Here is a 16,878-nt window from a genome sequence, read left to right as displayed (position 1 = left end):
GGGGGATTTAGATGAAGAAATTAAGTATGGTTCTTATGGTGTTGTTTTTGGGTTTTATACTGGTAGCATGTGGAAGTGAAAGTTCTTCTGATGGGGGAGAAGTTGAAGGGGAAGCCAATAACGGAGAAGGCTTAGACACCAATATCGTTACAATTGCCACTGGTGGATCTTCAGGTCCATACAATATCATCGCAACAACGTTGGCAGAAACATACAGTTCAGAATTTGGTGTGAACTCTAGAACACAAACAACTGGAGCTTCTGTTGAAAATGTAAACTTAATTGACCAGGATAAAGTAGAAATGGCTTTTACAATGAGTGATGTTGTTAGTCAAGCAGTTGAAGGCTCTATTAGTTTTGATGCTCCTATTGAGAAAGTGAATCAAATAGCAGCACTATATCCAAACTACGTGCAAATAGTTACCACTGAGGAAACAGAGATTGAAACCATAGAAGATTTAGTAGGTAAGCGAGTTGCGGTAGGGGACCAAAACTCTGGGGTAGAAGTTAATGCACGTACATTACTGGAAGGACATGGAATCACATATGATGATATTGATGTAGATTACCTAGGATATGCAGAAGCAGCTGATGGCCTGCGTGCAGGACAGTTAGATGCCGCATTCTTAACAAGTGGCTTGCCAAATGCATCTCTATTAGAACTATCCGAAACATTGGATATTCGTATGGTATCTATTGACCCAGAAAATGTAGAAGAAATTGCACAAGATGAATCTTATTTTGTAGCTTTAGAAATTCCTGCTGATACGTATGGGAATGCAGAACCAGTTCCTACAGCTGCGATTATGAACGCTCTTATTGTTCATGCAGATATGACTGAAGATGATGTCTATAAATTAACGAAGACATTCTTTGAAAATCTTGATGCATTAGGCAATTCTCATCAAGCTGCAACGGATATCTCACTAGAAGCAGCGCAAGAAGGTCTAGTAGCACCTTTACATCCAGGGGCAGAACGTTACTACAATGAACAAAATGGTGAGTAAGGGATGGAAATGGAGCGCAGGTTTAATCGTGCTCCTTTTTTTCCTTTTTTATAAAATACCTGTTATTCAATTAGACTTCGGTGAAAGTATCTATTATTTAAAAAAAGATAATTTTCGCCTGAAGTGGATCCATTCAGTTGAAAAAGAAGAATGGATTGAATGGTATGAACGACAAGGGCAAGAACTTCTACTAACAAAGACCTCTTTTAAGACTTTTGGAGCTGGAGTCCCATCTAGTGCAGACGAAGTAAGAACAGAGGATGGTTATGTAACGATGAGAGTAGATAAATCTTTCCCTGAAATGAATTTAACAGTTTCTGAAAATGCGCATACGACTATTGAATCCGGGGGAAAAAATCTTCTGTTATATGAGTTTACAGAAGACTATGAAAGTGTCTTGATATCCGTACAATATCTGCACTTTTGGGAGTACATGGGAGGGGAGTCTTTATGAGAGAAGATAAACAAGATACGAACCTTACTGTAACAGAAGATGTATCAAAGAAGGTATTAGAAAAATTCGATACGGAGTCGAATGTTCGAAAATTAAAGAACCGTAAAATTGCTATCATCATTTCAGTCTTAGCAATAGCATATTCTGCATACCATTTGTATGTAACGTATAACCCAATACCTGCATTATTGCAAAGGTCTATTCACATGTCTTTTGGTATGGCGCTAATATTTCTTCTTTATCCAGTAGTTAAAAAGCAAGATAAATCAAAGATTCCTTTCTATGATTGGATATTGTTTCTATTAAGTATATTAACAAGTGCTTATCTTTTTATGGAGTATAGCGCAATCGTTACGACCCGTGGCGGAATCCCGAATACTATGGACATCATTGCAGCGATTGTAACCGTAATACTTGTTTTAGAAGCAGCTCGTCGAGTAACTGGGATTATCTTACCAATCCTAGCATTAATTTTCTTATCTTACCCATTTTTTAGTCATATGACATGGTTGCCTAATATGCTAATGACCAGACCATTTGATCTAGGAGATATTTTTGGGCAGCTTTATCTAAAGACAGAAGGGTTATTCTCTACTGCTATAGGTGCCTCGGTACAATTTATCTTCCTATTTATTTTATTTGGTGCATTTCTTTCAAAATCTGGTATGGGACAATTATTCAATGATTTAGCAATGGCGTTAGCAGGAAGCAAGCAAGGTGGACCAGCTAAAGTAGCCGTAATTTCTAGTGGATTTATGGGGAGTATTAATGGTGCGGCAGTGGCAAATGTTGTTGGTACGGGCGCTTTTACAATCCCGTTAATGAAGAAAATTGGCTATCAAAAGAATTTCGCTGGAGCTGTTGAAGCAAGTGCTTCTATTGGTGGACAGATTTTACCACCGATAATGGGGGCTAGTGCATTTATTATGGCTGAGACAACAGGAATTGCTTATGGAACGATTGCTTTAGCTGCCCTATTACCAGCTGTACTGTATTTTCTGGCGGTTATTATGCAAGTTCATTTTCGTGCGGGAAGAAGGAATCTCAAAGGAATACCAAAAGCCGATTTACCTCGTGTTAAAGAAGTGATAAAAGAAAGAGGGCATTTATTACTGCCAATCTTTGGTCTAGTGATAATGTTATTTATGAATATTCCAATCGGTTTTGCCGCCTTTTATACGATTATCCTTACGGTGATTGTTGCCTCCTTTAGAAAAACAACGAGAATGTCTATAAAGGATATTTTGGAAGCGATGGAAAATGGTGCAAGACAGTCACTGTCTGTAATGATTGCCTGTGCAGTTGTAGGCATTATTATTGGTGTCGTAAGTTTAACAAGCTTTGGTACAGTCATGACTTCTGCTATTACAAGCCTTGGATCTGGATCACTATTCTTTACGTTATTCTTAACGATGATAGCATCTATTATTTTAGGAATGGGGCTACCATCAATTCCGGCTTATATTATTACTGCAACAATGACTGCACCTGCTTTAGCGGAGTTTGGTGTACCAGTACTGGTAGCACATTTATTTGTTTTCTATTTTGGTATTTTCGCAAATATTACGCCACCAGTTGCTCTCGCTGCCTTTGCAGGAGCTGGTATTTCAGGTGGAAATCCTATGAAAACAGGTTTTATCGCGTTAAGACTTGCATTAGCTGGATTCATCATTCCATACTTGTTTGTTTATAATCCAGCAATGTTGTTAATCGACCCGAATGGGCTACCAGTAAATGCTACTGAGTTTCCAATGCCTGATGTGATGGAAATCGTATTAATTGTCCTCACATCCATAATAGGTGTCATCGGTCTAGCAGCATCTCTGGAAGGGTTCTTTAAAGCTGAAGTAAAGGTGTTCATGCGCTTAATACTTGGGGCTGGATCGTTACTGTTGATAATACCAGAAACAACCACCGATATTATAGGATTATTGGTTGTTCTTGTGATTTTTGCCATGAACTATTTAAAAAACAAAAAAGATAATAAAAAAATGTCTACAGAATCCGCAAGCTAGGCATAGTGCTTAGCTTGCTGAATAATTAATGGGAAGGTGAGAGAAATGAAATTAGTAAGTTATCGATTAAAAGGAAATTTGGGTTCCTATCGAATTGGTTTTTTACATAACGATAAGATTGTAGATGTGCAACATGCTTATCAACGGTATTTGTTTGCTAATGGAAAACGAGACCTAGCAAATGATGTGGAGAGACTGCTTCCTTCTAATCCTAACACGTATTTTTCTTTAGGGTCCTTGCTTTTTGAAAAAGCTAGCAGTGCATATGGTTATGCATTGGATAGCGAACTAGCTGGTTACCAAAGAAATGAGGTTCTTATAGGGACACCTATATCCAATCCAGGTAAAATAATATGCGTAGGAAAGAACTATGCCGATCACGCTGCGGAGATGGAAAGTGATATTCCTGATTTTCCGGTTTTATTCGCAAAGTTTGATAATGCAATCATTGGGCCGGAAGACAATATAGTGAAATCAGGTTCAACTAGTAAGCTGGATTATGAAGTGGAACTTGGTATTGTGATTGGAAAAGAAACTTCTAAAGTGAGTCGGGAGAATGCCTATGATTATATTGCAGGATATACGATTGGTAATGATATATCTGCAAGAGACTTGCAAAGGAGAACCCAGCAGTGGTTGCAAGGGAAGACATTAGACAAGAGCACCCCGATAGGACCTTATGTAGTAACAAAGGATGAAGTGGAAAATCCTGCTAACCTTTCCGTTCGTTCTTTTGTAAATGGAGAAGAGCGTCAGTCTTCCAATACTAGCTTATTAATTTTTGATATTCCTTTTCTAATCGAATATATTTCAAAAACGATTACTCTTAAACCTGGAGATATCATCTTAACAGGGACACCAAATGGAGTTGGAGTAGCAATGAATCCACCGCAATTCTTGAAAGATGGGGATGTCGTAACAGTAGAGATTGATGGTGTTGGTAGAATGGAAAATAAAGTGGTTAAAAAGTAAGGCTTTCTTCCGAGGGGGCTGAGGCCGTACCCGCGGAAAGTGAAGTATTCTGTCGTAGCGAATGGTAGAACAGAACATTAATGAGTGTAAGCGAGAGCTACACTATTTTTGATTAAATATATCCGAGGATTCTATCAACTATAAAACTATAAAAAGCAACAAACTATATGAAAAGAGCTTAAAGTGAAAGAGAACCAAATAGTTTATGTGAAAGTGGAAAAAGGATTAGGAAAAACACCTAGCCCTTTCTTTGTCATTCAAGATATTTCTTGAGTTTTCTTTCTAAATTTTATCATAACTAAGTGACTTTATAAGGAATTAGTGGCAAAATATGAATAAAGGTAGATTGAAATAAATATTCCTGTTCCGAAGTTGTAACTAAGGGGGGGCCTGTAGTGCAACCATGAAACCAAAACTTATACAACAGCAAACGTTGCAGTGGAAAATGAACCAATCCCTAATGCAGTCCATTAATATTCTTCAATTTTCTAGTCTGGAATTGGCAGAATATATTAATCAGATTTCCAAGGAAAACCCTCTAATAGAAGAGGTGAACTATGACTATGATTGGGAAAAATATCATCGTACTCATTCTACACAACCTGCTATAGGTGAAATCAACTCAGCAGAACAAACGATGTATGAGCAATTGAAAAAACAATTAATATCAATAAAGTTTGATAAAAAATTGCGCCACGTGATTGATTATGGAATTGACTCATTAAATGAAGACGGTTACCTCGAGGTAGAACGAGATGTTTGGGCAGAGGATTGTCGTACATCAGTAGAAACAGTAGAGGAAGCTTTACATGTGATTCAAGCCTTAGAACCAACTGGTATTGGTGCAAGAACACTTACCGAATGTATCTTGCTGCAATTAAAGGAAATGGGGATTCATTATTCATTTGCAGAGGATTTATTTGAAAGCCATTTAGAATGGATTGCTGAAGAAGATGCAGTATCTATTGCCGAACACTATCAAACGACAACTGCCATTGCTGAAGAAGTAATTGACCATATCAAACTTTGCCATCCAAAGCCAGGTCAACTTTTAGATACGGAACCACCTGAATATATTATCCCAGAAGCATCTATCTATAAGGAAGACGGAGCCTGGAAAATAAAATTCTATAAATGGGCATCACCAACCATTCGACTAAATACGGAGTATGAGAAGTTAACAGAGATAGGAAAAGACGCAACAGCATTTTTAAAAGAAAAATATAAACAAGTTGATTTACTAAAGCAAGCGATTGGTTTCCGCTCGAATACCCTGGAAAGCATCATCCAAATAATCGTTGAAAAACAATATGCTTTTTTTGAAGAAGGAGTGGTAATGCTCCAACCATTAACATTGAGGGAAATTGCCAACGATTTAGCTATACATATATCAACAGTCAGCCGAGCAATTAATCAAAAATATGTTCAAACACCACATGGCGTTTTGCCAATTAAGTTTTTTCTTCAGTCAGGAGCAAGACAAAGTAATGGGAAGGGAACGGCATCAATTGCTATTAAACATCTTTTGATTCAATTGATTGATAAGGAAGAAAAAAGCAAACCATTATCTGATCAAGTTTTAAGAAACATATTGGAAGAAGAATTCGGTATTAAGATAGCTCGAAGGACGGTTATGAAATATCGTGAACAATTACAAATTCCATCATCTATGAAAAGAAGGAGAAAATAAATCATCATGCTGAAAGTAAAGTTTTATACAAAAGAAAATTGTTCATTATGTGACGATGCTGAAGCATTATTATCATTATTTAAATATGACTATCCCCATGAAATAGAAATGAGAGATATATACACCAATGAAGATTGGCTAGTAGAGTATCAATTATTAATCCCCGTTATCGAAGTGAATGGAAAGCAATTAAACTGCGAGGAAATTAACTACGATGCAGTAGAAGAATTTTTAAAAGAACAGTCCGAGAAGATTGGTGACTAAAATCTTCTCTTTTTTATGCGGAGATTTGTATCGACGCATATGCAGAGGATACCATCGAACGCGCGCCATATATTAATGAACCCACCCGTCAGAAATCAACAATTCTAAGCCTAATAAGATCTACTAGTCCAAAATCCCTCAGTAAATCACTTACTCCTTTCACATCTTCATTCTCATCTTAACCAAAATTTCACATTTATTTCGCTTGTTATATTTGTTTATTCTAGTAGTTATGTTATAATAATTTATGGCTGGGACATAATACAACCATACGGGACATATTGTGACCAGTTAGGAAGGGATTTTTATGAGAACTTTAACCGACTTGCAAAAAAAAATAGTACCCGATATTTTGAAAGTGATGCAGCAACGTTATTTCATTTTGCAAAGTGTAGCGAACTTTGAACCAATTGGAAGAAGAGGGTTAGCTGAGAAGTTAAGTTTAACCGAAAGACATGTGCGAAGTGAAATAGACTTTTTACATAAGCAGGGCCTCATTGATATTACATCGAAGGGTATGTATATTTCAAAAGAGGGTACATTAGTTCTTGAACAATTATCTGACATGATGAGAGAAATTGTCGGATTATCTGTTTTAGAAAAGCAAATTCGGGAAAAGTTAAAAGTAAGAAACGTTATTATTGTTCCAGGGAATAGTGATGAGTATGAATGGGTAAAACAGGAAATGGGCAAAGCTTGTGTGGCTTACCTTCAACAAATTGTCAAAGACCATTCAGTAATTGCTGTAACTGGTGGAACAACGATGGCTGCTATTGCAGAAGTCATGTCTCCTTTGAATAATGATAATGATTGCCTGTTTGTTCCTGCAAGAGGCGGAGTTGGTGAAGAAGCAGAAAATCAAGCGAGTAGAATTGTATCGGAAATGGCCAAAAAAGCAAATGGTGAATACCGACTGCTTTATGTTCCAGATCCTATTAGTGAGTCTGCTTACCATACGCTGATTAATGAACCAATGATTAAAGAAATACTCGGACAAATTACTAATTCCAACATTGTTATTCATGGAATTGGCGATGCTAAAACAATGGCAAAACGAAGGAAAACATCAGAGGAAACCATGAAAAAACTAGAGATGCATCATGCAGCAAGTGAAGCATTTGGGTATTACTTTGATGATCACGGAAATATTGTACACAAAGTTCGAACCGTGGGTCTTCAGCTTGAGGATTTAGCATCTATTGAACATGTTATAGCTGTTGCAGGAGGTAAATCAAAGGCAGAAGCAATTGAATCTTATTTCAAACAAGGGAAAAGTGATTTATTGATTACAGATGAAGCAGCTGCAAAACAGATTTTAAGAGGATAATCTATCTTCTTTTAATAACAATGTATGTTCAAGGTATCTTACCTTTTGAGCATCATATATAAATAAACTTTCTAGGAGGAATATTTAATGGCAGTAAAAGTAGGTATTAATGGTTTTGGAAGAATTGGACGTAATGTATTTCGTCAAGCTTTAAAAAATGATCAAGTAGAGATCGTTGCAGTTAATGACCTAACTGATGCAAATATGTTAGCACACCTTTTAAAATATGATTCTGTTCATGGTGTTTTAGAAGAAGAAGTAACTGTAAATGGTACAAATATCGCAGTTGGCGGTAAAGAGTTCCAAGTACTTTCAGAACGTGACCCTGCACAATTAGGTTGGGGAGATCTTGGTGTAGATATCGTTATTGAATCTACTGGTCGTTTTACTAGTGGAGAAGATGCACAAAAACATATCGAAGCTGGAGCTAAAAAAGTAATTATCTCTGCGCCTGCTAAAAACGAAGATTTAACAATCGTTATGGGTGTTAACCATGATGAATATGACGCTAGTCAACACAACATTGTATCCAATGCATCTTGTACAACAAACTGTTTAGCACCTTTCGCTAAAGTACTTAACGATACATTCGGAATTAAACGTGGATTAATGACAACTATCCATTCTTATACAAATGATCAACAAATTCTTGATTTGCCACATAAAGATTATCGTCGTGCGCGTGCAGCTGCAGAAAATATTATCCCAACAACTACTGGTGCTGCAAAAGCAGTAAGTCTAGTACTACCAGAATTACAGGGTAAACTTAATGGTATGGCTGTTCGTGTTCCAACTCCAGATGGTTCATTAACCGACTTAGTAGCAGAACTTGATAAAGATGCAACAGTTGAAGATATCAACAATGCGTTCAGAGAAGCTGCTCAAGGTCCATTAAAAGGCGTTTTAGAATATAGTGAAGCTCCATTAGTATCTAGAGATATCGTTGGAAACACTCATTCTTCTATCGTTGATGGTTTATCCACAATGGTTATGGAAGGTAACATGGTTAAAGTTGTTTCTTGGTATGATAACGAAATGGGTTACTCTACTCGTTGTGTAGACTTAGCTGTATTCATGGCTGAAAAAGGTCTATAAGAAAAAAACATCAAACCTAAGGGGGAGGAGCAAGCTCCTCTCCCTTTTACTTTTAAACAAAATCTTGCCTGGGTTTGGTATATAATGGATAAGGATGTTATTAATAGCAGACCCTAAATGATACATTCATTTACATAAAATTATAGGAGGCTGTACATTGAATAAAAAAACACTTAAAGACCTTGAAGTAAAAGGGAAAAAAGTATTTTGTCGTGTTGATTTTAACGTACCTATGAAAGACGGAGAGGTAACAGACGATACACGGATTAAAGCAGCATTGCCTACTATTAAACACTTATCTGATGCAGGAGCAAAAGTAATTCTATCCAGTCACCTTGGTCGTCCTAAAGGTCAAGTGGTAGAAGAACTACGATTAGACCCTGTTGCTAAACGTTTAAGTGAACTAAGCGGCAAAGAAGTAGTGAAAACCGATGCAGTTTACGGACAAGAAGTAAACGAAGCAATAGATGGTTTAAACGATGGAGATTTATTGCTTATTGAAAATGTTCGTTTTGAAGCAGGAGAGGAAAAGAATGACCCTGAACTTGCTCAAGCGTTCGCTGACATGGCAGACCTTTATGTGAATGATGCATTTGGTGCCGCACACCGTGCCCATGCTTCCACAACCGGGGTTGCCGAAAAATTACCTGCAGCTGCTGGATATTTAATGGAGAAAGAAATTGCAGTCATAGGAAAAGCATTAGAAAATCCTGAGCGTCCATTCACAGCTATTATTGGTGGAGCTAAAGTTAAAGATAAAATCAATGTAATTGACAACCTATTAGACAAAGTAGACAACCTTATCGTTGGCGGTGGACTTGCTTACACCTTTGTGAAAGCACAAGGTCATGAAGTTGGTAAATCACTTTTAGAAGAAGATAAAATTGATTTAGCAAAAGAATTTATGAAAAAAGCTGAAGAAAAAGGCGTAAACTTCGTCCTTCCAGAAGATGTGGTAGTTGCAGATGACTTCTCTGAAGATGCGAATAAAAAGGAAGTATCCATCGAAGAGATTCCTGCTGACTGGGAAGCTTTAGATATTGGACCGAAAACTCGTGAAACATACAGCAAGATTGTGTCAGAATCCAAACTAGTTATTTGGAATGGACCAATGGGTGTATTCGAACTAAACGCATTTGCTAATGGAACGAAAGCAGTGGCTGAAGCTTTAGCAACTACAGAAGGATACACGATTATTGGTGGTGGAGATTCCGCTGCTGCTGTAGAAAAATTTGGTTTAGCTGAAAAAATGGATCATGTTTCAACGGGTGGCGGTGCATCCTTAGAATTCATGGAAGGAAAAGTACTTCCTGGTGTAGCAGCATTAAACGAAAAGTAAGATTAATCATTAAATAGAGGTGAGACGATGCGCAAGAAAGTAATTGCTGGTAACTGGAAAATGAATAAAGTGTTATCAGAAGCAAACAGTTTTGTAGATGAAGTAAAAGAAAAAGCTCCGAAAAGTGATAAAGTTGAAGCAATTGTTTGTGCGCCATATCCGTTTTTAGCTTCTCTTGTTGAAAGATCACAAGGTTCACAAGTGAAGATTGCAGCACAAAACATGCACTTTGAAGAGAGTGGAGCATTCACTGGTGAGGTAAGTCCAGTTATGTTAAAAGATTTAGGTGTATCACACGTTGTTCTTGGTCACTCTGAACGTCGTGAATTATTTGCTGAAACAGATGAAACAGTAAATAAAAAGACACACGCTGCATTCCAACACGATTTAACACCAATCGTTTGTGTTGGTGAAACATTAGAACAGCGTGAAGCGAATGAAACAATGAGCCTTGTTGAAGACCAAGTGAAAAAAGCCCTAAATGGTCTTTCTGCTGATCAAGTAGCAAAAACGATTATTGCATATGAACCAATCTGGGCAATTGGAACTGGTAAAACTGCAACAAGTGAACAAGCTAATGAAGTTTGTACACATATTCGTAATGTTGTTAAAGAAGTAACATCTGAAGAAACTGCAGAACAAGTTGTTATTCAGTACGGTGGTAGTGTGAAACCTGCTAATGTAGATGAGTTACTAGCTCAGTCTGACATTGATGGTGCCTTAGTTGGTGGCGCAAGCCTTGAAGCTGATTCCTTCCTACAACTTGTGGAGGCAGGTACAAAATGAGTGATAACAAGTTAGCTGCATTAATTATCTTAGATGGTTTTGCTTTTCGTGACGAAGAGTTTGGTAATGCGGTAGCCCAAGCGAAAAAACCAAACTTTGATCGTTACTGGAATACATTTGCTCACAATCAATTAACTGCAAGTGGTGAGGCAGTTGGTTTACCCGAAGGACAAATGGGAAATTCTGAAGTTGGACATTTAAATATTGGTGCAGGCCGTATTGTCTATCAAAGTTTGACACGTGTTAATTTATCGATTAAAGAAGGCGACTTTTACCAAAAAGGCGCATTTCTAAAATCCATTCAACATGCAAAAGATAATAACCGTGCCCTTCATTTATTTGGTCTGTTGTCTGATGGTGGTGTTCATAGTCACATTGAACATTTATTTGCTTTATTAAAATTAGCAAGTGACCAAGGACTGGAAAAAGTCTATGTTCATGGATTCTTAGACGGTCGTGATGTTGGGCCAACTACAGCAGAGAAATATATTAAACAAACAGAAGAAAAAATGAAAGAATTAGGTGTAGGTCAATTTGCTACGATTTCAGGCCGTTATTATTCCATGGACCGTGACAAACGCTGGGACCGTGTGAAAAAATCTTATGATTCCATGGTTTATGGAGAAGGCCCAACTTATCGTACGCCGATGGAAGTAATTGAGGACTCTTATTCAAATGGTATCCATGACGAATTCGTTATTCCATCTGTCATGGTAGATGAGAATGGGGAACCGGTTGGAAAAATACAAGATAATGATTCCATTATATTTTATAACTTCCGACCTGACCGTGCTATCCAAATTTCACGTACATTCGCGAATGAAGACTTCCGCGATTTTGACCGTGGAGAAGGGGTACCAAAAGATCTAGATTTTGTTATGTTAACAGAATTCAGTGAATCAGTAGATGGTTTTGTTGCATACAAACCAGTTAACTTAGATAATACAATCGGTGAAGTACTTTCACAAAATAAACTCAAACAATTACGCATTGCTGAGACCGAAAAATACCCACATGTTACATTCTTTATGAGTGGTGGACGTGAACAGGAATTTGAAGGTGAAAAGCGAATTTTAATTGATTCACCAAAAGTTGCAACGTATGATCTAAAACCAGAAATGAGTGCTTATGAAGTAACGGACGCGTTACTAGAAGAACTTGACTCTGAAGATCGTCCTAACGCAATCATCTTAAACTTTGCTAACCCTGATATGGTTGGACATTCCGGAATGTTAGAACCTACAATCAAAGCAATAGAAGCAGTGGATGAGTGCTTAGGCAAAGTTGTGGATAAAATTAAAGATTTAGGCGGTAATGCTATTATTACAGCTGACCATGGGAATTCTGATGAGGTAGTAACTGTCGAAGGAAATCCAATGACAGCTCATACGACAAACCCTGTTCCGGTTATCGTAACGAAAGAAGATGCTGAAATACGTGATGGTGGAATCTTAGCTGATTTAGCGCCTACCTTACTTGACTTATTGGATGTAGACAAACCAGAAGAAATGACTGGAACATCCTTAATTAAAAAATAATAACAAATTAAAAGGAGAGATTTTTAAAATGCCATACATTACAGACGTATATGCACGCGAAGTTTTAGACTCACGTGGTAACCCAACAGTAGAAGTAGAAGTATACACAGAATCAGGTGCTTTTGGTCGCGCATTAGTTCCAAGTGGTGCTTCAACTGGTGAATATGAAGCAGTTGAATTACGTGATGGAGACAAGGACCGTTACTTAGGTAAAGGTGTTCTGCAAGCAGTTAAAAATGTAAATGAAACAATTGCTCCAGAATTAATTGGAATGGACGTAACTCGTCAAAATATTATTGATGCATTAATGATTGAATTAGATGGAACAGAAAACAAAGGAAAATTAGGCGCGAATGCCATCCTTGGTGTATCCATGGCCGTTGCTCGTGCTGCTGCTGACTTATTAGATGTACCATTGTACAACTACTTAGGTGGATTTAATTCAAAAACACTTCCTACACCTATGATGAACATCGTTAACGGTGGGGAACATGCTGATAACAACGTAGATATCCAAGAATTCATGGTAATGCCTGTAGGTGCGGAATCATTTAAAGAAGCACTACGTATGGGTGCAGAAATTTTCCATGCATTGAAAAAAGTATTAGGTTCAAAAGGCTACAATACGGCAGTTGGTGATGAAGGGGGATTCGCTCCAAACCTTGGCTCCAATGAAGAAGCACTACAAACTATCGTTGAAGCTATCGAAGCAGCTGGTTACAAACCTGGTGAAGAAGTAAAACTTGCTATGGACGTTGCCTCTTCTGAAATATACGAAGATGGTAAATACAACCTTAAAGGAGAAGGCGTTGTACGTACTTCTGCAGAAATGGTTGATTGGTACGAAGAGATGGTTAATAAATATCCAATTATCTCTATTGAAGATGGTCTAGATGAAAATGACTGGGAAGGTCACAAACTACTAACAGATCGTTTAGGAGATCGCGTTCAATTAGTTGGAGACGACCTATTTGTTACAAATACGAAAAAACTTGCTCAAGGTATTGAACAAGGTGTAGGTAACTCTATCCTAGTTAAAGTTAACCAAATTGGTACACTTACTGAAACATTCGATGCAATTGAAATGGCAAAACAAGCTGGTTACACAGCAGTAATCTCTCACCGTTCTGGTGAAACAGAAGATTCAACTATTGCTGATATCGCAGTTGCTACTAATGCAGGACAAATTAAAACAGGTGCACCATCTCGTACAGACCGTGTTGCGAAATACAACCAATTACTTCGTATCGAAGACGAATTGGCAGGAATGGGCATCTATGGTGGCTTAAACTCATTCTATAACTTGAAAAAATAATAATGGAATAAAGGAAAGAGGCAGATTTTGATATCTGCCTCTTTTTTATGATGTGGAACAGGTCTGTATTGGTTACAGGGTGTATTCTATCAATCGAGAAGAGAGCTTTATCAATCATTTGGTATGTTCCATCGACCGCCTAAAGAGTTTTATCAATCACACAAGGTCATCTATCCCATAAGAAAACGTGTAAAATTTCAAATTTTCATGCATAAGACAGCCAATTTATGTAATATGGGTAAATAAGTAACTAGCTAATCATAGAATGGAGGGGATAGTTTGCCTCAAAAGATATTACTATTTGGTGATACTGGAATTGATGATACGGTTGCTCTTATTTACTCCTATTTAAATGATGAGGTGGATATTATAGGGGTTGTGGCGGATTATGGAAATATTTCTAGAGAGAATGCACTGAAGAACATAAATTATGTAAGGGCCTTATTTGATACAGATGAGAGTAAAGATATTAAGGTTATCGCTGGAGCAGAGATTCCCATGACAGGGGAGTTGCCGAATTATGTTACCGCTATTCATGGGGAGTATGGACTGGGACCGATTATCCCACCTGATGTGGGGAATGAAGATGCCTTAGAAGAGAATTTTTTTGAAATAGTAGAGATTATTTTAAGTAATATTGAAGATCTTGTTATTGTTAATATTGGGAGATTAACATCACTTGCTACAATGTTCGTCCTATATCCGGGTTTGATGAAGCAGGTAAAGAGTTATTATATTATGGGAGGTGCCTTTTGGGTTCCTGGGAATGTTACATCGGTATCCGAAGCTAATTTTCATGGAGATCCTGTAGCTGCTCAAATTGTCTTAACCTATGCCAAGAAAGTTACCATTATTCCATTGAATGTAACACAAAAAGCAATTGCCACACCATTGATGGTTGATTACATTGATCAGGTAGGCCAAATACCTTTAATAAAAACCCTCTTAGATTATTATTATGATTTTTATAAAAATAGAAATCCTAATATTCAAGGAAGTCCACTTCATGATGTATTAACGGTAATGGCCACACTCCATGATGATATGTTCACTTTTAAGAAACTACCTACCCACATTGTGCAGGCAACAGAGGGAACAGAACGTGGTCAAAGCATCGCAGATATCCGGCCATTTGGCGATCTTGCAGAAGAAACCGAGAAGAATATTACCCCGCATCGAATTGCTTTTCAATTAGATTATCAAAAGTTTTATGTCGATTTTATGACGATAATGACTGGACAGCGTTTTGGTTAAATAGACACAAACAATTTCCCTGTTTAATATAATGAATGGAATGAAAGTAAACAGGGAGAGGGTTAACTTGGCTAAAAAAGTATTACTCTTTGCAGATGTTGGTATAGATGATACGATTGCTATTATATATTCTTATTTAACTAGTGAAATTGATATAGTAGGCGTTGTCGCTGATTATGGTAATATACCAAGAGAAAATGCGCTTGATAATATACAATATGTTCGGAGTCTATTTGAAACGGAAGAAGCGGAAGGTATTAAAATTTTTTCCGGTGCGGAAATTCCCATGACAGCAGAAGTACCAGAATTTGTCCCGGAGATACATGGTGAGTACGGACTTGGACCGATTACTCCACCTACAGCTGGAGAGAATATTGCATTTGAAAACTTCTTTGACATTGTAAATGTTATCGAAGAGTATAAAGATGACTTAATTATTGTGAATATAGGCAGGCTAACATCTCTTGCAACAATGTTCCTTCTATATCGGGATTTAATGAGTGAAATAAATGAATATTATTTAATGGGTGGAGCATTTTGGGCACCGGGAAATGTGACAGCAGTATCAGAGGCTAATTTTCATGGAGATCCAGTTGCTGCTCAAATAGTGTTAACTTACGCTAAAAATATAACGATTATACCATTGAATGTAACAGAGCAAGCGATAGCTACTCCAGAGATGATAAATTATATTGACCAGGTGGGGCAGGTTCCTCTCGTGAAGACATTGGTTGACTATTATTATGACTTCTACAAAGAAAGAAATCCAAATATTAAAGGCAGTCCTCTGCATGATGTATTGACAATAATGGCAGTAAATCATGATGAAATGTTTACTTATCAAGATTTACCAGTTCATATTGTTCAAGCTACAGAAGGAACAGAACGAGGACAGAGTATTGCTGATGTGAGGCCATTTGGAAGTTTAGAGGAAGAAGCGGAGGCAGAAGTAAAGAGGCATCGAATAGCCTTTCAGTTAGACTATCCAAGCTTTTTTAATCGATTCATGACGGTGATGACAGGGGAGCAGTTTGCATAATAATGGAGGTTTAAAGGGCTATTCTTGGAAGAATGGCTCTTTATATAGATGAAAAGTTGACAATATCAATGTACTATATTTATTGAAGATATAGATGTGTTAATGGGGGAGGAAAAATGAATATTTTAGATGCAATCAGACAACGTCGTTCCATTCATAGTTTCAAAGAAGAAGCAGTTGATAGTCAGGTTCTAGAAGAAATTTTTACATATGCTTCCTATGCACCTACTCATTATATGAAAGAACCCTGGAATATTAAACTTTTTCAAGGATATGGGAAGGAAATGCTGGTAGAATCCATTTTAGGAAGTTATCAGCGTACTGGAATGATACCAAATGATAGGAATCCAAAAACATTAAAAATGATTCGTTCGATGAAGGATTTTCTCCTAACAATTCCACATCATGCTGTCATTTATTTGGAAATACAACAAGACCCTATTCGAAATGAAGAGGAATATTCTTCTGTTTGTGCTTTTATTCAAAATGCTCAACTAGCTGCCTGGGAATATGGGGTGGGGATGTTGTGGACGATTACTCCATATATGCATGATACAACATTTATGAAAGATATTAGACTCGATTCTGAAAAAGTGAAGATTGTAGCAGTTATGCAAATCGGCTATCCAAAGAAAGTACCCAGAGATAAAGGGAGAACATCTATTAAGGACAAGCTTGAGATTATTGAATGATAGGCAGGCATCAACGAAAAGAATGAGTTCATCAACCTAAAAAAATTCTAAACAAAACAAGCAACAGACAATAAGCTTAAACCAAATAAAA

General features: G+C 37.2%; 15 protein-coding genes. All 15 read left to right on the top strand.

Features of this window, described 5'->3' with window-relative positions; genetic code table 11:
- The first annotated feature begins 11 nt into the window (after nt 1-11).
- The 15 genes from D8M06_RS04500 to D8M06_RS04430 all read left to right on the top strand — a co-directional run bounded on the left by D8M06_RS04500 (nt 12) and on the right by D8M06_RS04430 (nt 16,787).
- The gene (locus tag D8M06_RS04500) at nt 12-1,007 is read left to right on the top strand and encodes a TAXI family TRAP transporter solute-binding subunit (RefSeq protein WP_194074612.1); all 996 of its coding nucleotides are present in this window, start codon (nt 12-14) and stop codon (nt 1,005-1,007) included.
- Nucleotides 988-1,461: a DUF1850 domain-containing protein gene (locus tag D8M06_RS04495; RefSeq protein WP_241558819.1), complete on the top strand. Its 474-nt coding sequence runs from the start codon at nt 988-990 to the stop codon at nt 1,459-1,461. Before D8M06_RS04500 ends, D8M06_RS04495 begins: the two co-directional genes overlap by 20 nt.
- Complete coding sequence (locus D8M06_RS04490; RefSeq protein ID WP_121203175.1) at nt 1,458-3,476, top strand: TRAP transporter permease; 2,019 nt, start codon at nt 1,458-1,460, stop codon at nt 3,474-3,476. The genes D8M06_RS04495 and D8M06_RS04490 overlap by 4 nt, the downstream gene beginning before the upstream one ends.
- Before the next feature lie 45 nt (nt 3,477-3,521).
- On the top strand, nt 3,522-4,448 hold the full coding sequence (locus tag D8M06_RS04485) for a fumarylacetoacetate hydrolase family protein (protein WP_121203174.1): 927 nt from the start codon (nt 3,522-3,524) through the stop codon (nt 4,446-4,448).
- Between the two features lie 403 nt (nt 4,449-4,851).
- Nucleotides 4,852-6,138: an RNA polymerase factor sigma-54 gene (gene rpoN, locus D8M06_RS04480; RefSeq protein WP_121203173.1), complete on the top strand. Its 1,287-nt coding sequence runs from the start codon at nt 4,852-4,854 to the stop codon at nt 6,136-6,138.
- A 6-nt stretch (nt 6,139-6,144) separates the two neighbouring features.
- On the top strand, nt 6,145-6,402 hold the full coding sequence (locus D8M06_RS04475; protein WP_121203172.1) for a glutaredoxin family protein: 258 nt from the start codon (nt 6,145-6,147) through the stop codon (nt 6,400-6,402).
- A 307-nt stretch (nt 6,403-6,709) separates the two neighbouring features.
- Nucleotides 6,710-7,729, top strand: a complete 1,020-nt coding sequence (locus D8M06_RS04470) for a sugar-binding transcriptional regulator (RefSeq protein WP_121203171.1) — start codon at nt 6,710-6,712, stop codon at nt 7,727-7,729.
- An 87-nt stretch (nt 7,730-7,816) separates the two neighbouring features.
- Entirely contained in the window at nt 7,817-8,824 is a 1,008-nt protein-coding gene (gap, locus tag D8M06_RS04465; RefSeq protein ID WP_121203170.1) for a type I glyceraldehyde-3-phosphate dehydrogenase, read from the top strand.
- A gap of 157 nt (nt 8,825-8,981) precedes the next feature.
- Nucleotides 8,982-10,163, top strand: coding sequence for a phosphoglycerate kinase (locus D8M06_RS04460; protein ID WP_121203169.1), 1,182 nt, complete (start codon nt 8,982-8,984; stop codon nt 10,161-10,163).
- Nucleotides 10,164-10,190: 27 nt separating this feature from the next.
- Entirely contained in the window at nt 10,191-10,949 is a 759-nt protein-coding gene (gene tpiA, locus D8M06_RS04455; protein ID WP_121203168.1) for a triose-phosphate isomerase, read from the top strand.
- A complete protein-coding gene (gene gpmI / locus D8M06_RS04450) occupies nt 10,946-12,487 on the top strand; it encodes a 2,3-bisphosphoglycerate-independent phosphoglycerate mutase (protein ID WP_121203167.1) in 1,542 nt (513 codons plus the stop codon). The genes tpiA and gpmI overlap by 4 nt, the downstream gene beginning before the upstream one ends.
- Before the next feature lie 28 nt (nt 12,488-12,515).
- Nucleotides 12,516-13,802: a phosphopyruvate hydratase gene (gene eno, locus D8M06_RS04445; RefSeq protein WP_121203166.1), complete on the top strand. Its 1,287-nt coding sequence runs from the start codon at nt 12,516-12,518 to the stop codon at nt 13,800-13,802.
- Nucleotides 13,803-14,081: 279 nt separating this feature from the next.
- The gene (locus D8M06_RS04440; RefSeq protein ID WP_121203165.1) at nt 14,082-15,056 is read left to right on the top strand and encodes a nucleoside hydrolase; all 975 of its coding nucleotides are present in this window, start codon (nt 14,082-14,084) and stop codon (nt 15,054-15,056) included.
- 67 nt (nt 15,057-15,123) lie between these two features.
- Nucleotides 15,124-16,095 carry a nucleoside hydrolase gene (locus D8M06_RS04435; protein ID WP_121203164.1) on the top strand — a complete coding sequence of 324 codons (972 nt, stop codon included), beginning with the start codon at nt 15,124-15,126 and terminating at the stop codon, nt 16,093-16,095.
- A 116-nt stretch (nt 16,096-16,211) separates the two neighbouring features.
- Nucleotides 16,212-16,787, top strand: a complete 576-nt coding sequence (locus tag D8M06_RS04430) for a nitroreductase family protein (protein WP_121203163.1) — start codon at nt 16,212-16,214, stop codon at nt 16,785-16,787.
- Nucleotides 16,788-16,878 lie beyond the last annotated feature (91 nt).

This window comes from Oceanobacillus halophilus (genome assembly GCF_003628505.1).
GTDB classification, from domain to species: domain Bacteria; phylum Bacillota; class Bacilli; order Bacillales; family Amphibacillaceae; genus Oceanobacillus; species Oceanobacillus halophilus.
Note: the sequence above shows the minus strand (reverse complement) of the source record. Positions and strands in the feature narration are given on the sequence as shown.